Consider the following 19488-nt stretch of genomic DNA (forward strand, 5'->3'; position numbering starts at 1 on the left):
GCTGTTGCTCCTTAGGGAAATCTGTCGATTTCTATCCTAACAGAGCTAACGGGGCCCTAAAGGCAAAACCGGATAAATCCCACCCAGCAGGGTTTCACGGCTGGCGCCGGTGACCGACGGCAGGTTGCCGGCCTGCCCGGACAGGGTACGAAACGCCAGCCAGGCAAAGGCCAGCGCCTCCATATCGTCGCCACTGACGCCGAAATCATCAGTCAGACACACTTCGGTGCCCGGCAACAGCGCGGACATTCGCGCCATCAACAACGGGTTGCGCGCCCCGCCGCCGCACACCAGCAAACGCTCGCAGCCGCCCGCCAACTGTACCTGTTCGCAAATGGTGACCGCCGTCAGTTCCGCCAGGGTGGTTTGCACATCGACGGGGCTGATAGCCTGCAAGCCCGAGAGCTGACGCTCCAGCCAGGCGGCATTAAAATACTCGCGGCCGGTGCTTTTCGGCGCAGGCAGCGCGAAGTAAGGATCGGCCAACATCTGTTGCAACAACGGCAGGCAGACGCGCCCTTCCATCGCCCATGCGCCGTCTTTATCGTAAGGCTGCGAGCGATGACGCCATACCCAGGAGTCCATCAGCATATTGCCCGGCCCGGTATCGAACCCCCGCACCGGTACGCCTGGCAGCAGCAGCGACAGGTTGGCGATGCCGCCAATATTCAGCACCATACGGCGTTCTGTTTGATGCGCCAACAGCGCCTGATGAAACGCCGGCACCAGCGGGGCACCCTGGCCGCCGTAGGCCATATCGCGGCGGCGAAAATCGCCGACGGTGGTGATATTGGTCAACGCGGCGATGCGGTTGTTATCGCCCAGTTGCATCGAGAAACTCGCGTCGCCTCCAGGCTCATGCCAGACCGTCTGTCCATGGCAACCGATAGCCGTGATGTCATGCGCCGAGACGCCGGTTTTTTTCAGCAAGCCAAGCACCGCCTCGCCAAACAGCATCCCAAGCTGCGCATCCAGTCGGCCCACCGCAGAAAGCGTGGTCTGCTGGCCCTGGCACATGCCAAGAATGTCTTGCTTCAGTTGGATCGGCATCGGGTGGCTGTAACTGGCCTGCTGCGCGACCATTCGTCCGTCGATTGCGGCAAGCACCACATCGACGCCATCCAGACTGGTGCCAGACATAACACCTATATAGCGGCCTGACTTCATAGCAACATCCTTTAACCCGCACGGGGAAACAAACTTTCAACCGATAAATAAACCAGAATTAGGCCATTAACGCCATGAATTATGATGCCTTTTTTCACCTCTGTGAGCGATGCGCCTGTTTTTACCTGTCGCCCACGCAGATAAAGACGGCTAAACCCCGGCTCAACCCGCAACGGAATTTGTTCCAGCCCTGTTATAAAGCTAAACCACCGTTTATTATTGGTTGAACAGAGTAAAGTTAAGCTTCGTGCAGTGACGGGGCATGGTGATGTACGTGTGTTTACGCCATACTTTGTCTATTATTTTCACTGAATCTGGCCTGGCAAAATTTCCCAGGTTATGGACTACTACAACAGGAGTTTTATATGATCAAGCGTCTTCTCGTCGTTGCCGTCGCCGCAGTTACGCTGGCAGGATGCGCCAATGAATCTATGTCCGGCGACGTCTATTCGTCCTCGCAGGCTAAACAGGTTCAGACCGTGACTTACGGTACGCTGGTTTCTGTCCGTCCAGTCAAGATCCAGGGGAGCGACAGTTCGAATACCATTGGCGCTATCGGCGGTGCGGTCCTTGGCGGCCTGCTGGGTAACACCGTAGGTGGCGGCACCGGCCGTACCCTGGCAACCGCTGCGGGCGCAGTGGCAGGCGGCGTAGCCGGCAACAGCGTCGGTGAGCTGGCAGGACGCACTTCGGGTTATGAGTTGGAAATCAAAACCGATCAGAAAGAGAACATCGTGGTGGTTCAGAAGGCTGGCGCAACCAAGTTCAGCGTAGGCCAACGCGTGCGTATGGCGCGCACCGGCGACACCATTACCGTCTCCCCGCTGTAAACGTAAGCGAAAGCTAAAAGGTAAAACCGGAGGCCAAGGCCTCCGGTTTCATTTCCGATGCTGTGAAATCTAGTCAAATAAAGAAAACATTATTATTGTTTATTTTGTAATTCAGTGATGTTTTGTTCCAGCTTGCCAATCAAACCTACCAACTGTTGTACTTCATCGGTGGTAATGCCGCTCAAAATTTCACCGCGCGTAGAGCTGATGACGCTGTCGACTTCCCTGATGATGGGATCGGCCGCTTCAGTCAACTTGATACGCTTGGCACGCCGATCGTTAGCGCAAGTGTGACGGGTAATAAGCCCTTTCTCTTCCAGTTGGTCCAGTGTTCGAACCAACGAAGGTTGTTCAATACCGATCGCCTTGGCCAGTTGGATCTGCGACTGCTCCGGCGGTAGGCGATTGATATTGTGCAGGGTAACCCAGTGTGTTTGCGTGAGCGCCAGCGGCTTGAGCCGATGATCGATAAGCGCGCGCCAAACACGAACTAATCGTGCTAAATCTGAACCTAATGATGACTCCACTTCCCCCTCCTTATAATTAGCATGCTAATATAACCTTCCAAAGCTTAGACCATTCTGAGTAACTCACATTAAAAACACAAATGTATATAATGTATGTTGAAGAAATAGCCACCGTTTTGGTCAATTATTGTTTATCCTTTACGCAAATATTTAACATATTCACTCTTAGGGATTGTTAATGTGAATGGTTCATGGCTTCACGTCGCCTCCCCTCTACCCGATTTGGTGCTCGGAGCCTCACTCTATTTTCCACCCCTATTTAAAGCTTTTTTGCTCGGGTCAGTTTTATGGCTACTGGCACACCACCTGTTGCGGGACTGGATTTATTCCGGCGAAATTTGGCATCCCCTGTTGATGGATTTGTCTATTTTCGTCATCGCCGTCAGTGGTTCCTTATGCATTTTAGCGAGTTGGTAACTCATGACGCATAAAACGTTAAAATATTTTTCTACGGTAATCGTTTGTGCCATTGCCCTGTGCGCCGGTTGGTGGTCGTGGAATTATTATATGCAATCCCCGTGGACCCGTGATGGAAAAGTGCGCGCCGAGCTCGTCAATATCACACCAGAAGTTTCTGGGAGATTAGAGAAAATAACTGTACATGACAATCAGTTCATACCTGCGGGAAGTCTGATTTTTACTCTCGACCCGGTGCCATACCAGATTGCGCTGGACAATGCTGAGGCCGCGCTGGCAAAAGCGCAGTCCGATCTGGCCAGGGCCGATCATGAGGCAGCGCGCCGCCGCGGCCTGCCGAAAAACGTTATTTCTGCTGAAGATATGGACGAATCAAATTTAGCCGCACAAGCAATGAAAGCCGCGTATAAAGCCGCTGACGCTAATCTGAAACAGGCTAAATGGAATTTAAGTAAAACTAAAATGTACGCGCCTGCAGATGGCTATATCACTAATTTGCAAGCCCGGGTTGGAAACTATGCCAGCGCCGGTACCCCTCTGGTGGCGCTGGTTGACGCGCACTCATTTTATGTGCTCGGATATTTTGAAGAAACCAAACTGAAGCATATAAACGAAGGCAACAAAGCGGACATCGTTTTATATAATGGCAACATTCCTCTGCAGGGCCAAGTGGAGAGCATCGGTCGTGCCATTAACGATCAAAGCGTCGACAACAGCAGTGATTTATTAATGGATGTGAAGCCCAACGTTCCCTGGGTACGGCTGGCGCAGCGCGTACCGGTGCGGATAAAACTGCTGAACGTGCCCGCCGATCTGCCTTTAGTGGCCGGCACTACTTGCACCATCGCCATTCATCAGTAAGGCTAACCAGTGAACCTGCCTTTTTTGGAATGGAGCCGTACCCCCTGGGGTAAGGCCAACGGTGGCCAGTGGCGGTATGCGCTGCGCAACTCGCTGGCCATGTGTCTGTCATTGTGGGTAGCGTTCGTCCTCAATCTCGACGAACCTTATTGGGCGTTGACCTCCGCGGCGGTGGTCAGTTTCCCCACCGTCGGCGGCGTCATCAGCAAAAGCATCGGGCGCATTATCGGCAGCCTGCTCGGTGCCGCCGCTTCAGTGGCCATTGCCGGCCATTGCCTGAACGACCCTTGGCTGTTTACCTTGTTTATCGCCGCCTGGATCGGTCTGTGCACGTACATTTCCAACCATTACCAGAACAACGTCTCCTATGCCTTCGCGCTGGCAGGCTATACCGCCGCCATCATCGCCTTCGGCACGGTCAACGTCACCGATACCCAACAAATCTTTGATATCGCTCAGGCGCGCGTCTGCGAGGTCATCACCGGTATTCTGTGCGGTGGCGTGATGATGATGATTCTGCCAAGCACCTCCGACGGCGAGGCTCTGCTGACCTCGTTACGGCGCATGCATCTGCGGCTGCTGGAACATGCCGCGATGCTGTGGCAGCCGGAAATCACCGCTCAAATGCGCACATCGCATGAGGGCGTCATAGGTCAGATCCTGACCATGAATCTGCTGCGTATTCAGGCGTTCTGGAGCCACTACCGGCTGCGGCGGCAGAATAACGTGCTTAACTATATGCTGCACCAGCAGTTGCGCCTTACCAGCGTGATTTCCAGCCTGCGCCGCATGCTGCTGAATTGGCCGGACCATCCGGCCAATCTGGCGGCCGTCCTGGATCAATTGCTGACAGAATTACGCGCTCCCGCCACCGACAAATACCGGCTGGCGCGTATCCTGCAGCAGATAGCGCCCCAGGATCCGACAGATTACCGCCACCGAGCCTTCTGGCTGCGGCTGCGCCATTTCTGTTGGCTGTATCTGCGCTGCAGTCGCTGGTTGCAAAGATTGGAAGGTGCCACGCCGGTCAGCGATATCCAGCCCCCTCGCGTGACCTCTCTGGCGCGCCATACCGACAGTTACGAAGCCGCCTATAACGGCCTTCGCACCTTTTTGTGCATTATCATCGGTTGCGCTTATTGGATTAATACCCAGTGGGATGCAGGCAGCTCGGCACTGACGTTAACCGCCATCAGTTGCGTGCTCTATTCTTCTACTCCTTCGCCGATCAACAGCATCACCACCTTGTTGAAAGCGGTCTTGTTGCTTTCGGTTGCCTGTTTTGTAGTGAAATTCGGGCTGATGATCCAAATCGATGATTTTTGGGTGTTCTGCGCTTTTCTGTTCCCCATTCTGGTCACCCTGCAGATGATCAAACTGCAAAACCCGCCCTACGCCGCGCTATGGGGGCAACTGATCGTATTCATGGGGTCTTTTCTCACCGTCACCAACCCACCCAGTTACGATTATCAGTCGTTCCTCAATGACAACATCGGCAAGATTGTTGGGGTATTATTTGCCGGTTTGGCCTTCCAGATCCTGCGGCCCAGCTCTGACAAGCGCAAAAGCCGGCGCATTATCCGCGCCCTGCGGCGCGACTTTAGCGATCAACTGAGCAAAAAACCGCAGCAGAGCGAGAGTCAGTTCGAATCGCTGATTTATCACCGCGTCAGTCAGTTGAATCAAAGTCAGGATCAGGAGGCGCGCAGCTGGTTATTGCGCTGGGGCGTGGTGCTGCTCAACTGCAGCCATATCGTTTGGCAACTGCGTGACTGGCAAACCCGCTCCGATCCGCTCTCGGCGGTGCGCGACGTCTGCATTCACTGTCTACGGCACATTATGACCGAGAAAGGCGTACAGCACCGATCTCTGGACGCCACGCTGCAGGAGCTGCTGCGCATGAGCAATGCGCTGGCGCACCACCCGGAACAGGCGGCGCGCGATCTTGCCGGGTTGATTTGGCGGCTTTACTGTTCGCTGCAACAGTTGCAGCAGGCGATCAACCCGCCTGACGAGGTTGCGGCCACACCGACCGCCCGTTAAACCCGATTATCCTTTAATCACACCGCAGGCGAAACGTTCCCCTCCGCCACCCAAGGGTTTCGGATGATCGGAGTGGTTGTCGCCGCCGGCATGAACCATGAGCGCTTTGCCGGTGATTTCGCTGATTTTTTTCAGCCGTGGCGCCAGCACCGGATCCGTGGCCATGCCGTCTGCCGTAACGTAAATGGCCGGCAGATCGCCCAAATGGCCGTCTGCGTAAGGGCCAAGATGCTTGCCGGTCTTCTGCGGATCAAAATGCCCGCCCGCCGCTAGCGCCGCTACCGCCTTACCCTCTTTCATTCCCGGCTCGCAACTGCCGTTCTCGTGCACATGAAAGCCGTGCACACCGGCCGGCAACGCTTTTAACTGAGGGGTAAACAGCAGGCCGTAAGGCGTTTCACTGATCGTGACTTTGCCAATCTCCTGGCCAATTCCCTGTCCGGTCACCAGATTCATGTCAACATCCACCGTTGCCGCCTGGGCGGCGCCACAGGCCATCAGGCCGAAGGCCGCATACCAATAATGTTTCATCAATCGCTCTCCATGGAATATCTGTGAACCTTGAGTATAGGGTAACTGGTGATGCCACCGCTCAAAATGCGCACAAAACTGGCGATAAGATTCGCATTATTAATAATTCGAACTAATAATCATTTTACCGTTTGTGGTCATCCGACCAGTAGTCTCTCGGCTCATTTTGTGCATTTGCACTCGTGCACTCGCTGCCAATGCCATTCGATCATTAACGTGGCAATGCGGCAAACTCAAAAGGAACTGACATGGGCATATTGACTTACCGAGATCTCGATGATGCGAAATCAAAAACGTTATTTTCTGATGCGTTGGCGATTTCTACTTACTCATATCACAACATTGATAATGGTTTTGACGAAGGCTACCACCACTACGGCTTCGGTTTAGGTTTGCCGTTTACGCTGGTTACCGCGCTGATTGGCAGCACGCAATCACAGGGCGGGCTGCCCGGCATTCCCTGGAATCCCGATTCGGAAAAAGCGGCGTTAGACGCGGTTAATAACGCCGGTTGGACCCTGATTAGCGCTGAACAATTAGGCTACCAAGGCAAAACGGATGCCCGCGGCACCTATTACGGCGAGAGTCTGGGTTACACCACCGCACAGGCTGAGGTACTGGGAAAATATGACAGCACAGGCAACCTCATCTCGATTGGCATCGCCTTTCGCGGTACCAGCGGGCCACGCGAGTCATTAATTACCGACAGTATCGGCGATCTGATCAACGACCTGCTGGCAGGCTTCGGACCCGAAGGCTATGCCGACAATTACAGCCTGAAAGCTTTCGGCACTTTACTGGGCGATGTGGCTAAATTCGCCCAAGCGCATGGCCTGACCGGCGATGATGTCACCGTCAGCGGCCACAGCCTGGGCGGGCTGGCGGTGAACAGCATGGCAGCGCTCAGCGACGATAACTGGGAGGGGTTCTACTCGCAATCCAACTACGTGGCGTTCGCTTCGCCAACGCAATATGAAACAGGCGGCAAAGTCATTAACATTGGTTACGAAAACGATCCGGTATTTCGCGCGCTGGATGGCACCACGCTAACGCCGGCATCCTTAGGCGTCCATGATACGCCGCAGGAGTCCGCCACCAATAATATCGTTAATTTTAACGATCATTACGCCTCTGCCGCCTGGAATATCCTGCCCTTCTCCATTCTGAATCTTCCGACCTGGTTATCCCATTTACCGTTCTTTTATCAAGACGGGTTAATGCGGGTGCTGAATTCAGAATTTTACTCTCTGACCAATAAAGACTCGACGGTGATTGTGTCGAACCTCTCCGAGGTGACACGCGGCAATACCTGGGTGGAGGATTTGAACCGCAACGCCGAGAAACACAGCGGCCCGACCTTTATTATTGGCAGCGAGGGCAATGACTTGATCAAAGGCGGCGCAGGTAACGATTACCTCGAGGGCCGCGCCGGTAACGACACTTTCCGCGACGGCGGTGGCTTTAATATCATTGTCGGCGGTGAGGGAAATAACACGCTGGACCTGCAACAGGCATTGAAGAAAAACGAGGTAGCTTACGACGGCAATACGCTTTATCTGCGTGACGCCAAAGGCGGAATTACCCAGGCAAGCGATATCAACACCTTGCGCAGTAAAGAAACCACGTTGTTGATCTTTACCAAAGACGTAGACCATCAGGTGACCGATGCCGGGCTGAAATCAGGCTCCAGCCTGAACGCCTACGCCGCGTCATCCAGTGGCAGTGACGGTGCCGATATCCTGCACGCCAGAGCCAGCGACAACTGGTTGTTTGGCAAAGGTGGCGATGACCAGCTGTTTGGCCACAGCAGCGGTAACCTGACCTTTGTCGGCGGTAACGGCAACGATACCCTGCAGAGCGCCGGCAGCAACAATACCTTCCTGTTCAGCGGCGATTTTGGCAACGATAAGGTGTACCACTTTGGCTCCAGCGACAAACTGGTTTTCCTCGGGACCCAGGGCGCCAGCGGCAATTTCCGCGACTATGTTTCGCAACAGGACGACGGGCTGGCATTGGCCTTCGGCGAAAACAAAGTGACGCTGATCGGCGTGAACCTCGAACATCTCAACGATAGCCAGGTGGTGCTTGCGTAAAATACAAAAGCCGGGCACCTATGGGCCCGGCTTTTTCTGAGGGCTAACTCGTCTGACGCTTAAGGCACATCGTAACCCAGTGCCGCCTTGCGGATGCGGAACCACTGTTGGCGGTTCATCGATAGATCTTGCGCCTTCAGCGCCGAACGCACGCGCTCAATCTTGCCGGAACCGATAATCGGCAGCGGTGCCGACGGCAGGCGCATGACCCAGGCATACACCACCTGCTCGATAGTGTCGGCGCCAATCTCCTGCGCCACCGCCTGCAATTCATCACGCAGCGGTTGGAACTCCGCGTCGCTAAACAAGCGGCCGCCCCCCAGACAAGACCAGGCCATCGGTTTGATACGCAATTGCTGACACTGATCCAAGGTGCCATCCAAAATAGCCGGCTGGTGGATCGGCGAAATTTCAACCTGATTGGTAACCAGCGAGAACGGCAGACGCGACTGCAGCAGCGTAAACTGTGCCGGCGTGAAGTTGGAAACGCCAAAATGACGCACCTTGCCGCTTTTGTGCAGAGCGACAAAGGCCTCCGCTACCTCATCGGCCTCCATCAGCGGATCCGGACGATGAATCAGCAGCAGATCAAGGTAGTCGGTATGCAGCAGCTCCAGCGAACGTTCGGCGCTGTGCACAATATGATCGCGGTCCGTGTTGTAATGGCCGATCGGGTTGCCAGGCTTGGCCGTTGTGGCGATGCCGCATTTAGACACCAGTTCCATCGACTGACGCAGCGAGGGTTTCAAACGCATTGCCTCACCGAACGCCTGCTCGCAGGCATAGCCGCCATAAATGTCCGCGTGGTCAGCGGTGGTCACACCCAGCTCGATATGCTGTTCGATAAACGCCAGCAGTTGCTGCGGCGTCATGCCCCACTCCATCAAACGCCAGTATCCGCAAATCATGCGGGAAAATTCAGGCCCCTGCGGCGCGAGTTGAATACGGTTTACCATCGTTAAAACCTCATGACATTGTTTAATGCCAGCATACACAAGCGGATAAGAGCGTGGGAAGCGGAAAGCTGCGTTAACGTGCGGCAGATCAGGAAAGGTTCAGAACAGCGACGGCTGTTCCGGTTGCGGCTCATCAGGCAGTTTATTGGCCCGTTGCAAACGCAGGAAGCGTTGGTGACACAGGCGCAGCACATCGCGTTTTTGCGCGTCGCTCATTTGCATCCAGCCAAAGCGCTCCTCGCGACTGCGCAGGCAGCCACGGCAGAAACCGCGCTCATCGGCCTGGCAAATGCCGCGGCACGGGCTGGGGATGTCGAAAAACTCAAGCTGCTGCGGCACACGTCCTCCTGCATTCTCTTGCTAATTGAAGACGCCATTAGCGCCGCTGGCAAGTGACTTTTCGGTATGGCGGCGAAAATAGTCGCGTAAATAGCGCAACGCCTGCCGATTTTTTTCCGGCATCGCCCTTTCCAGCGTCAGCGCATGCAGCCGTAGCGGCACAGGCCGCCATTCGGGCAACAGGTGGATAAGTTCACCGCGCTGCAATTCATCCTCAATTTCATACAGCGGCTGCACCGAGATCCCCAGGCCACTGCGGGTAAAGCCGCGCATGACGGTCATGCTGTCGCTGACGATCTGCCCTTCAGCCAGCCGTAATTTGAGCTGCTGCCCACTTTGATGGTGCAAATCCAGATGTGCGCCGCTGTGAATGCCGGAGATCCAACGGTGCGCCACCAAATCCTGCGGTGTCTCCGGCACCCCATGCTGGCTGAGATAACGCGGCGCGGCGCAAAGCACCATCGGCCACTCGGCCAGCGGGTGGGCGATCATACTGGCATCCGCCAACTGACGGTTGACCCGCAGCGCGATATCGATCCGCTGCTCGATCATGTCGACGATCCGGTCGTCCGCCAGGACGCGCAACGTCAGTTTGGGGTGTGCCTGCAACAGCGGCGCCAACGCCTCCGCCAGTGGGCGCCCGCCAATACCGACTGTGGTGGCGATACGCAGTTCACCCACCAGAGTATCGCGCAATTCTGCCAGCCGTTGTTCCGCCTGCTGCGCCTGGGACAACATCGCCTCGCAGCCAGGATAGAACGCCGCCCCCGCTTCGGTGAGCGCCAATCGCCGCGTGGAGCGGTGCAACAACGGCACGCCGAGCGCTTTTTCCAGCGAACGCATGTGCTGGCTGACCGCCGACGGTGTCATGCCCAACCGCCGTGCGGCCCCGGCCAGCGACCCTTCCGCCACCACGATGGCGAATACCGCCATTCGATTCAGTTTATCCACGATTATGAAGTTTTACTTAATCAAGAAAGTATGAATATGGCACTAATCAGGTTTATTGTTAAGTACTAAAGTATATGCAACTGCTCAGGTCAATCCGACCTGACCCTGATACCGACCCCATTTCTGACAGGAGCAAACAGATGAAAGTAGCCATTATTGGAGCAACCGGTTTTGTTGGCCGCCGCGTGGTGGACGAAGCGCTGGCGCGCGGATTGCAAGTAACGGCGATTGCACGGCAGCAAAAAGATCTGCCGGATGACGCCAACCTGACCGTCGCGCTGGGCGACATCGCCGACACCGAATGGCTGACGAAACAGCTGGCCGGGCAAGACGCGGTGGTCAGCGCCTACAACCCGGGTTGGGCGGAAGAGAATCTGTACGAAAAAACCACTGTCGGCGCACAACAGATCCTGACCGCAGTGGAAAAATCCGGCGTTAAACGCCTGCTGGTGGTCGGCGGTGCCGGTAGCCTGGAAGTGGCCCCGGGCGTTGAACTGGTGGACACCCCGCAATTCCCGGAAAATATCCGTCCGGGCGCACAGGCGGTGCGCGATTTACGCAACAAGCTGCGTAACGGCTCTTCGCTGGACTGGACCTATCTTTCCCCTGCTGCGCTGCTGGAACCGGGCAAGCGGACTGGTCAGTTCCGCCTCGGCACCACCCAGTTGCTGATGAATGGCCAGGCTCCGGCCAGCATCTCAGTGGAAGACTTGTCGGTTGCCATTCTCGATGAAATCGAAAAACCGCAGTTTATTAAAGCGCAGTTTACCGCTGCTTATTAATCACCCCGCCAGGCCGCGATCCTCGCGGTCTGGCGACTGTAAACTAAACCAAAAGTAAACAAACCCGCCACCATTCTGAATCTCTAAGGTTTTCTTAAGTTTCATCCTGTAAATTTCAGCGCATTACTCACTATCAGGATTCAGATTTGGCAATGTGGTTACGTCAACGCTTACAGTGCAACAGCCTGGGGTTTATCCTCGCCAGCGCCTTGTTTTTCACTCTGTTCCAGAACGCGTTATTCCTGCATAAGGCCTGGTCGTATATCAATTTCGATAGCGTCCACAACCTGATCTTCGCCGCCACCATGCCGGTAGTGATTTTCTGTGCGCTGAACATTATCTTCAGCCTGCTGACCGTGCCTTTCCTGCGCAAACCGCTGATGATTTTCTTCCTCCTTGGCAGCGCTGCCGCGAACTACTTTATGTTCAGCTACGGCGTGGTGATCGACGGCAACATGATGCAAAACGCCTTCGAAACCAACCCGCAAGAGGCGACCGCTCTGTTGACGCCACGCATGGGGTTGTGGCTGGTACTGCTTGGCATCTTGCCTGCGGTGTTGGTCTGTTTTACCGAAATCCGCATCACCCGCCCGTGGTGGTATATGGCCGGGCTGCGCGCCGCCAACGTGATGCTTTCCGTGGTGGTGATCCTGATTATCGCCGCACTGTTTTATAAGGATTACGCCTCGCTGATCCGCAACAATAAAAGCGTGGTGAAAATGCTGACGCCGTCGAACTTCGTTTCCGGCACCATCAAATTTACCCAGCAGCGCTATTTCACCCGTAATCTGCCGCTGGTGAAAATCGGCGAAGACGCACGTAAAGGGCCGCTGATCGCCGGGCAACAAAAGAAATCCCTGGTGATCCTGGTTGTGGGTGAAACCGCCCGCGCCGAGAATTTTTCGCTCGGCGGCTACGGGCGTGAAACCAATCCGCGCCTGAAGCAAGACAATGTGGTGTACTTTAAAAACGCCAGCTCCTGCGGTACCGAAACGGCGATCTCTGTCCCCTGCATGTTCTCCAATATGCCGCGCAAGGACTACGACGCCACCCTGGCGACTCACCAGGAAGGCATGCTCGACGTGCTGGCGCATGCCGGCGTCAACGTACTTTGGCGTGAAAACGACGGTGGGTGCAAAGGTGCCTGCGATCGCGTACCGCACGTCGACATGACCAAGCTAAAACTGCCGCAGGATTGCGATGGCGACGTCTGTATGGATAACGTGCTGCTGTATAAGCTGAAAGACTACATCAACGGTCTGAAAGACGATAGCGTGATAGTGTTGCACCAGATGGGCAGCCACGGGCCGGCCTATTTCCGCCGTAGCACGCCGGAGTTCCAGAAGTTTTCGCCAACCTGCGACAGCAATCAGATCCAGGATTGCACCCATGAGCAGTTGGTAAATACTTATGACAACTCATTGCTCTATACCGACGCCATGCTGGACGACACCATCAAGCTGCTGCAACAGCACAGTGACAAGTTCAATACCGCGCTGGTTTACCTCTCCGATCACGGCGAATCCCTGGGTGAAAATGGCATGTACCTGCACGGTACGCCTTATGTATTTGCCCCCAGCCAGCAGACCCACGTTCCTTTCCTGATGTGGATGTCCGCCGACTATGAGCGCAACTTCAAGATTGATCGCCAGTGCCTGAACAAGATGGCCGAAAAGGATGAGATCTCGCAAGATAATCTGTTCCATACCCTGCTCGGTATGCTGAACGTGCAAACCCGCGAGTATCAGTCGCAGTTGGATATTTTGCAACGCTGCCGCAGCGGGGCATAACGGCTTAACTTCTGCCCCCTGATCGGGCAAAATACCCTGCTTCGTAACCGGCGTTTTTGCGCCGGTTTTTTTATTGTTATTGACCTAGACCAATCGGTCTATTATGCTAATCCTCATTATGACGAAACATGCGCACTGCCCCGTAGATACACGTGAACATCTGCTCGCTACCGGCGAGTCCCTTAGCCTGCGCCTGGGTTTTACCGGCATGGGGCTGAGCGAACTGCTGGCCACGGCGGGTGTGCCGAAAGGTTCGTTCTATCACTATTTCCGCTCGAAGGAAGCCTTCGGCGAAGGCATGCTGCAGCGTTATTTCGAACACTACGATACTGAAATGCAACGGCTGTTTAGCGACGATAAAAGCGACGCTCGCCACCAGTTGCTGAGCTATTACGCCCAGGCGATCAGCTTCCATTGCCGCAGCGAATGCCATAACGCCTGTTTGGCGGTGAAACTCTCTGCCGAAGTGAGCGACCTGTCGGAACCCATGCGCCACGCGTTGGAAATCGGCACCGCACGGGTGATTGGCCACCTGCAGGATGCCATCGAGCGCGGTATCCGCGAAGGATCGCTGTCGATAGCCATGAGCCCGGCGGCCACCGCAGAAACGCTGTACTCACTGTGGCTTGGCGCCTCGCTGCGCGCCAAAATCCGCCGTTCGGTCGCCCCGCTGACCAGCGCGCTGGAAAGTATTGAATTGCTGTTGCGCCCGCCGCAGCCGTAAACGCAACACCCTAGCTTTACCGAAAAATTACTCTGTTGGGCAGTTATTTAGCCATTACTAGTCGACCGGTCTATTAATATAGGATGCACTATGAAGATTGAAAAATTGTTCTCCCCGCTGAAGGTTGGCTCTGCAACTTTGCCAAACCGCGTGTTTATGGCCCCGCTGACGCGTCTTCGCAGCATTGAGCCTGGCGATATTCCTACTCCGTTGATGGCCGAATATTATGCCCAGCGCGCCAGCGCCGGTCTGATCGTGACCGAAGCCACCCAGATTTCTTTCCAGGCGAAAGGCTATGCCGGCGCTCCGGGGCTGCATACCCCAGAGCAGATCGCCGCGTGGAAAAAGATCACCCAGGCCGTACACGATAAAAACGGCCATATCGCCGTTCAGTTGTGGCATGTGGGACGTATCTCCCACAACAGCCTGCAACCGGGCCAACAGGCACCGGTAGCCCCTTCCGCGATCAATGCCGACACCCGCACCACCGTGCGTGACGAAACCGGTGCCTGGGTGCGGGTTCCAACCTCGACCCCGCGTGCGCTGGAAACCGAAGAGATCCCGGGCATCATTAACGATTTCCGCCAGGCAAGCGCCAATGCGCGTGAGGCCGGTTTCGACTTTATCGAACTGCACGCGGCCCACGGTTATCTGCTGCACCAGTTCATGTCCCCAGCCTCCAACCAGCGCACCGATCAGTACGGCGGCAGCATCGAAAACCGCACACGTCTGACGTTGGAAGTGGTCGACGCGACCATCGCTGAATGGGGTTCAGAGCATATCGGTATCCGCATTTCGCCGTTGGGCCCGTTCAATGGTCTGGATAACGGTGAAGATCAGGAAGAAGCGGCGCTGTATCTGGTCGAAGAGTTGAATAAGCGCAACATCGCTTTCCTGCACATTTCCGAACCGGACTGGGCAGGCGGCAAACCTTATTCCAACGCCTTCCGCGATTCAGTGCGCGCCCGCTTTAAAGGGGTAATTGTCGGCGCAGGCGCCTACACCGCCGAGAAAGCCGAAGAGCTGATCAACAAAGGCTTTATCGATGCGGTGGCCTTTGGCCGCAGCTACATTGCCAACCCGGATCTGGTCGAGCGTTTCAAACAGAACGCACCGCTGAACGAGCCGCAGGCGGAAACCTTCTACGGCGGCGGCGCCGAAGGCTACACCGATTATCCGACGCTGTAAGTAAGATAAAAAGCCTGCCGGTGAACGAATGCCGGCGGGCTTTTTGCTGTTTATCGGCAAAGCCGTTGGGACGGGTAAAGACGGCTCTTGTCGTACAACGCGAATGCAATTAATGAGTCGCCAACGTCGCCCAACGCGCGATCTCGTTGGCATCGACAGTATTCATTATTTCCCTAAACCAAACGGTAAATTTATCTGGGCTCCGTTTTATCTCATCAGTTAATTGCTGAATATCCATCCACAGCCAGCTATGGGCTTCGGCAGGATCTCCCTGAGGCTCGCCATCAAATAATCCCACGTAGATATGATCGAACTCGTGCTCAATTAAGTCGCCCGGCACCTCTGACCGATAAGTGAAGCTGGAGACCTGCTGCAACTCGCTGCTGAACCCCATCTCCTCCTGTAACCGACGCTGCGCCGCTGCTGCCGTCGCCTCTCCCCAGCGCGGGTGGCCACAGCAACTGTTGGTCCATAACCCAGCCGAATGATATTTACTGAAAGCTCGCTGTTGCAGTAGTAAACGGCCCTGGCTATCGAAGATAAAAATTGAAAACGCTCGGTGCAACAACCCCTGCTGATGTATCTGCGTTTTTGTTTGCGAGCCGATGGAATTATCATCGGCATCAACCAGAATCAGCATTTCATCCATTGACGGCCTCCTTCGGCAAGAGCGATGACTTCGTACCGGTAAAACCCTAACCAGACCCAAATTTATCAATTGACGCGATCCAACCCTGGCCCGCTATCAGACCTCGCCCCCTTGAGGTGGGTAATAGTACTTATTTCCCTGATTCGAACGACAGCATACTGTGCGGTTATCATCAGCATAGTCGATGCATAGGTGACATCGTCACCTTTATTCTCATGCCTTAGCCATGTCGATAAATTGAAATCCCTTATACGGCAACGCTATACTGAGTTTCGCTAAGATCCATTCGCCGTTGACGACGGCACATCCAATCAGAGGAATTATGCGCTTACTCCATACCATGATCCGCGTCGGTGACCTGCAACGCTCCATCGACTTCTATACCAAGGTATTAGGCATGCGCCTGCTGCGCACCAGCGAGAACCCAGAATACAAATACTCGTTGGCATTTGTCGGTTATACCGATGAAAACGAAGGCGCAGTGATTGAGCTGACCTATAACTGGGGCACCGACAGCTACGAAATGGGCACCGCGTTCGGCCATCTGGCGTTGGGCGTCGACGATGTGGCCGCCACCTGTGACAGCATTCGTAACGCCGGTGGCAAAGTGAGCCGTGAAGCCGGGCCGGTCAAGGGCGGCACCACGATTATCGCCTTTGTTGAAGATCCGGACGGTTATAAGATCGAACTGATCGAGAACAAACACGCCGGTCAGGGCCTCGGCCACTGAGACCGATGAGGGGCGCTTTCGGCGCCCTTCTTGTTATGCCTGCGATACCGCCTGCAACCGGGCGTAAAATTTGCCATAATGCGCGCTGCATTCGATGAAGATAAGAAACTGATGGCCGAAAAAAGTGATCTTAACGCCCTGAGTGGCCGTTTTCGTGGGTTTTATCCCGTAGTGATAGATATAGAAACCGCTGGATTTAATGCCAAAACCGACGCGCTGCTGGAGATTGCCGCCGTTACGTTAAAAATGGACGAAGAAGGCTGGTTGCAGCAGGATGAAACCCTGCACTTTCACGTTGAACCTTTTGAAGGTGCCAACCTGCAACCGGAAGCGCTGGCATTCAACGGTATCGACCCGCATAACCCGTTGCGCGGTGCAGTAAGTGAATACGATGCGTTACACGCCATTTTTAAAGCGGTACGCAAAGGCATCAAGGACCGTGGCTGCAACCGGGCGATTATCGTGGCGCACAACGCCAACTTTGATCACAGTTTCCTGATGGCCGCAGCAGAACGCGCAAGCCTGAAGCGCAACCCTTTCCACCCGTTCGCCACCTTTGACACTGCCGCGCTAAGCGGGCTGGTGTTGGGGCAAACCGTGTTGGCCAAAGCCTGTATTGCCGCCAATATCCCGTTCGACAGCACCCAGGCGCATTCGGCCCTGTACGACACCGAACAAACCGCTCAACTGTTCTGCGAGCTGGTTAACCGCTGGAAACGCCTTGGCGGATGGCCGCTGGCCATCGGTGATACTGACTGAACCGCAAATAAATCGGGCGGCCCAGTTTGCACTGGCGCCGCCCGATGTCTTCTTGCAATCAACCCGAGCCGTTATGGCTGCTGGTCTTCTTGCTCTTTGTACTTCGCTGCCGTTTCTTTGATCAGCTGTTGCAGTTCGCCGCGCTGATACATTTCGATAATGATATCACAGCCGCCTACCAGCTCACCGTCGACCCACAGCTGCGGGAAAGTCGGCCAGTTGGCGTATTTCGGCAACTCGGAGCGGATGTCCGGATTCTGCAGAATATCAACGTAGGCAAAGCGTTCGCCACAAGCAGACAGCGCCTGCACCGCTTGCGCAGAGAAACCGCAGTTTGGCAATTTCGGTGAACCTTTCATGTACAGCAGAATTGGGTTCTCACCGATCTGCTGCTGAATTTTTTCAATCGTCGTCATTTATTGCTTCCTCAAGCCACATCTCATGGCTACAACATGCATCACACTGGCTATTGTAGCGGCTGGAACAGTCGCAAGAAAACGCCATCTTTTGCAAGGGTATTCCCCGTTGCCAATCGCATCTTACCGGCAAAGGCCATTCCGGTTAAAACATACGCTCAGAATAACATTTTTAATCCGACCATTTCACTAATATATTTTTCCGCCTCCTGGTACCCCTTTAATAATTCCAACAGCGGCCAAAGGTGATTTTTTATACACCAACAGATTGATTTTTCGGCAAAAAAAATGCTGTTAACGTTTTCTCACAATATGGATTATCATTTATGAGTTCTTCGCTGTTTTATATGGCGAAATTGGGGAATACTGTCATTCTTTCGATATCTGTTCCGGGGCCAAGGTTGGTAACGTCGACATGCGTTTAATTCTTACGCTTTTTGTGCTGTTGTTTACACAGCTATTCTTAAATCTGGCGCACGCTGCGCCACAGGCGCGTATTGCCGCCGAGCAGCGCAAGAGCCACGTTAATGAAGCACGGCCGGATGACCGCAAGAAAAAGAAAGCGGCAAAGGCCAGCAAAAAAGTGAAAGTCACTGCTCCGCCAAAAACAGCCAAGGTTTCCAAAGCCAAAACAGAAAAAACCGCTAAAAAGATCGTCAGCGCAAAATCGAAACACCAAACCCAGAAAATAGCCAAAATCAAAGTGACCCCACCGAAAAAGGGTTACAAAAAAGGCTATGGTCGCCACCGGGAACCCGGCATGGCCACCGCCAAATTGGCTCGCGACGAAAAGCCGCTGAAACTCACCCCGGCGCACAAAAAGCGCTATCAGCACGCCAAGCAAACCGCGATGGCCAAGCTGATGGACCAAATGGGCAAACCTTATCGCTGGGGCGGCACTTCGCCAAGAACCGGTTTTGACTGTAGCGGACTGATTTATTACGCCTATAAAGACGTAGTGAAAATCAAGATGCCGCGTACTGCCAACGAGATGTATCACCTGCGCGATGCGGCACCGATCAAGAAAAACGAGCTGGAAAGCGGTGACCTGGTGTTCTTCCGCATCAACAACCGTGGCGTGGCCGATCACGTCGGCGTCTATCTGGGCAACGGCAAATTCATTCAGTCACCGCGTACCGGTGAGGAAATCCGTATCAGCCAGTTGGACAACGACTACTGGCAAAACCACTACATTGGTGCCCGCCGTGTGGTAACACCGAAAACCATTCGATAATCGCCTCCGCGGCTGGTCCCCCCCAGCCGCACGCCTCACCGCCTAACGCAAGCGTTCTGATCTTAGGCCTTTTCGTCGCTCTCAGAGCACGGTTTCGCGAAGCCGCATGGAAAACATCCGGGTGTGGGTAAACGGGGCACTTGTGGAAAAATCTGACGTAGCGGTGGGAAAATGCGAACAGGCGCAGTGAACTGCGCCTGTGTGACAACCGGGGATCAGTTCAACGCCGCGGTGAAGCTAAAAGCAATAATAACGGCCAGCGCGCACACAGTGGTGAACAGTGACATTTTCAGATCGGTATCCATTACAACTCCTTTTCAGACGGGTTATCCCAAGGATAAAAGGCACACAATTAATGCGTCAAACCATTTTCCCACAGTTAGACAATAAAATCTTGTTATCATTTCCCGGTTTATAATACTGATTACCTCTTCCACTTTGGCTCAATATGGGACAAAATTCGCAGTTCACAACTGCGTACCGGCAAAAATGCCCCTCCTG

General features: G+C 54.6%; 21 protein-coding genes. 12 read left to right on the forward strand and 9 right to left on the reverse strand.

Features of this window, described 5'->3' with window-relative positions; genetic code table 11:
* Window positions 1-45 precede the first annotated feature (45 nt).
* A complete protein-coding gene (gene anmK / locus SPL01S_RS03325) occupies window positions 46-1167 on the reverse strand; it encodes an anhydro-N-acetylmuramic acid kinase (RefSeq protein WP_004943796.1) in 1122 nt (373 codons plus the stop codon).
* 365 nt (window positions 1168-1532) lie between these two features.
* Between anmK and SPL01S_RS03330 the strand changes: the two genes are divergently transcribed.
* On the forward strand, window positions 1533-1997 hold the full coding sequence (locus SPL01S_RS03330) for an outer membrane lipoprotein (RefSeq protein ID WP_004943793.1): 465 nt from the start codon (window positions 1533-1535) through the stop codon (window positions 1995-1997).
* Between the two features lie 92 nt (window positions 1998-2089).
* On the opposite strand, the gene slyA is transcribed toward SPL01S_RS03330, so the two are convergent.
* The gene (gene slyA, locus SPL01S_RS03335; protein WP_004943789.1) at window positions 2090-2524 is read right to left on the reverse strand and encodes a transcriptional regulator SlyA; all 435 of its coding nucleotides are present in this window, start codon (window positions 2522-2524) and stop codon (window positions 2090-2092) included.
* A 180-nt stretch (window positions 2525-2704) separates the two neighbouring features.
* Here slyA and SPL01S_RS24345 point away from each other — a divergent pair, with 180 nt between their 5' ends.
* From SPL01S_RS24345 to SPL01S_RS03345, 3 genes are read left to right on the forward strand one after another with little or no spacing between them, the layout of a single operon-like run.
* Complete coding sequence (locus tag SPL01S_RS24345; RefSeq protein ID WP_004943785.1) at window positions 2705-2941, forward strand: DUF1656 domain-containing protein; 237 nt, start codon at window positions 2705-2707, stop codon at window positions 2939-2941.
* A gap of 3 nt (window positions 2942-2944) precedes the next feature.
* On the forward strand, window positions 2945-3802 hold the full coding sequence (locus SPL01S_RS03340) for an efflux RND transporter periplasmic adaptor subunit (protein WP_006324949.1): 858 nt from the start codon (window positions 2945-2947) through the stop codon (window positions 3800-3802).
* A 9-nt stretch (window positions 3803-3811) separates the two neighbouring features.
* On the forward strand, window positions 3812-5845 hold the full coding sequence (locus tag SPL01S_RS03345; RefSeq protein ID WP_063197583.1) for an FUSC family protein: 2034 nt from the start codon (window positions 3812-3814) through the stop codon (window positions 5843-5845).
* A 6-nt stretch (window positions 5846-5851) separates the two neighbouring features.
* Here the strand turns inward: SPL01S_RS03345 and sodC are convergent, their stop codons facing one another.
* Window positions 5852-6376, reverse strand: a complete 525-nt coding sequence (gene sodC, locus SPL01S_RS03350) for a superoxide dismutase family protein (RefSeq protein ID WP_062870659.1) — start codon at window positions 6374-6376, stop codon at window positions 5852-5854.
* 248 nt (window positions 6377-6624) lie between these two features.
* On the opposite strand from sodC, the gene SPL01S_RS03355 reads away from it, so the two are divergent.
* A complete protein-coding gene (locus SPL01S_RS03355; RefSeq protein ID WP_063197585.1) occupies window positions 6625-8469 on the forward strand; it encodes a polyurethane esterase in 1845 nt (614 codons plus the stop codon).
* Between the two features lie 59 nt (window positions 8470-8528).
* Here the strand turns inward: SPL01S_RS03355 and SPL01S_RS03360 are convergent, their stop codons facing one another.
* From SPL01S_RS03360 to SPL01S_RS03370, 3 genes are all read right to left on the reverse strand, one after another.
* A complete protein-coding gene (locus tag SPL01S_RS03360; protein WP_013812686.1) occupies window positions 8529-9425 on the reverse strand; it encodes an aldo/keto reductase in 897 nt (298 codons plus the stop codon).
* A 99-nt stretch (window positions 9426-9524) separates the two neighbouring features.
* Entirely contained in the window at window positions 9525-9764 is a 240-nt protein-coding gene (locus SPL01S_RS03365) for a DUF1289 domain-containing protein (RefSeq protein ID WP_004943770.1), read from the reverse strand.
* A 21-nt stretch (window positions 9765-9785) separates the two neighbouring features.
* Window positions 9786-10715 carry a LysR substrate-binding domain-containing protein gene (locus SPL01S_RS03370; protein WP_197913136.1) on the reverse strand — a complete coding sequence of 310 codons (930 nt, stop codon included), beginning with the start codon at window positions 10713-10715 and terminating at the stop codon, window positions 9786-9788.
* A gap of 140 nt (window positions 10716-10855) precedes the next feature.
* Here SPL01S_RS03370 and SPL01S_RS03375 point away from each other — a divergent pair, with 140 nt between their 5' ends.
* From SPL01S_RS03375 to SPL01S_RS03390, 4 genes are all read left to right on the forward strand, one after another.
* On the forward strand, window positions 10856-11497 hold the full coding sequence (locus tag SPL01S_RS03375) for an NAD(P)-dependent oxidoreductase (RefSeq protein ID WP_004943764.1): 642 nt from the start codon (window positions 10856-10858) through the stop codon (window positions 11495-11497).
* Window positions 11498-11649: 152 nt separating this feature from the next.
* A complete protein-coding gene (gene eptA, locus SPL01S_RS03380) occupies window positions 11650-13287 on the forward strand; it encodes a phosphoethanolamine transferase EptA (protein WP_063197589.1) in 1638 nt (545 codons plus the stop codon).
* A 103-nt stretch (window positions 13288-13390) separates the two neighbouring features.
* Entirely contained in the window at window positions 13391-14011 is a 621-nt protein-coding gene (locus SPL01S_RS03385) for a TetR/AcrR family transcriptional regulator (RefSeq protein WP_062870654.1), read from the forward strand.
* A 90-nt stretch (window positions 14012-14101) separates the two neighbouring features.
* Window positions 14102-15199, forward strand: coding sequence for an alkene reductase (locus tag SPL01S_RS03390; RefSeq protein ID WP_004943756.1), 1098 nt, complete (start codon window positions 14102-14104; stop codon window positions 15197-15199).
* A 109-nt stretch (window positions 15200-15308) separates the two neighbouring features.
* On the opposite strand, the gene idi is transcribed toward SPL01S_RS03390, so the two are convergent.
* Complete coding sequence (gene idi / locus SPL01S_RS03395) at window positions 15309-15848, reverse strand: isopentenyl-diphosphate Delta-isomerase (protein WP_063197591.1); 540 nt, start codon at window positions 15846-15848, stop codon at window positions 15309-15311.
* Window positions 15849-16170: 322 nt separating this feature from the next.
* On the opposite strand from idi, the gene gloA reads away from it, so the two are divergent.
* Together gloA and rnt are read left to right on the forward strand one after the other, a co-directional pair.
* On the forward strand, window positions 16171-16578 hold the full coding sequence (gene gloA, locus SPL01S_RS03400) for a lactoylglutathione lyase (protein WP_063197593.1): 408 nt from the start codon (window positions 16171-16173) through the stop codon (window positions 16576-16578).
* A gap of 78 nt (window positions 16579-16656) precedes the next feature.
* A complete protein-coding gene (gene rnt, locus SPL01S_RS03405) occupies window positions 16657-17337 on the forward strand; it encodes a ribonuclease T (protein ID WP_062871335.1) in 681 nt (226 codons plus the stop codon).
* Window positions 17338-17408: 71 nt separating this feature from the next.
* Here the strand turns inward: rnt and SPL01S_RS03410 are convergent, their stop codons facing one another.
* Window positions 17409-17753, reverse strand: coding sequence for a Grx4 family monothiol glutaredoxin (locus tag SPL01S_RS03410; protein ID WP_004943744.1), 345 nt, complete (start codon window positions 17751-17753; stop codon window positions 17409-17411).
* Window positions 17754-18168: 415 nt separating this feature from the next.
* Here SPL01S_RS03410 and SPL01S_RS03415 point away from each other — a divergent pair, with 415 nt between their 5' ends.
* Window positions 18169-18987, forward strand: coding sequence for a C40 family peptidase (locus SPL01S_RS03415; RefSeq protein WP_063197595.1), 819 nt, complete (start codon window positions 18169-18171; stop codon window positions 18985-18987).
* Window positions 18988-19202: 215 nt separating this feature from the next.
* Here SPL01S_RS03415 and cydH read toward each other — a convergent pair whose 3' ends face one another.
* Complete coding sequence (cydH, locus tag SPL01S_RS25130; RefSeq protein WP_004943739.1) at window positions 19203-19292, reverse strand: cytochrome bd-I oxidase subunit CydH; 90 nt, start codon at window positions 19290-19292, stop codon at window positions 19203-19205.
* Between the last annotated feature and the right edge of the window lie 196 nt (window positions 19293-19488).

Source organism: Serratia plymuthica NBRC 102599, from assembly GCF_001590925.1.
GTDB lineage: Bacteria > Pseudomonadota > Gammaproteobacteria > Enterobacterales > Enterobacteriaceae > Serratia > Serratia plymuthica.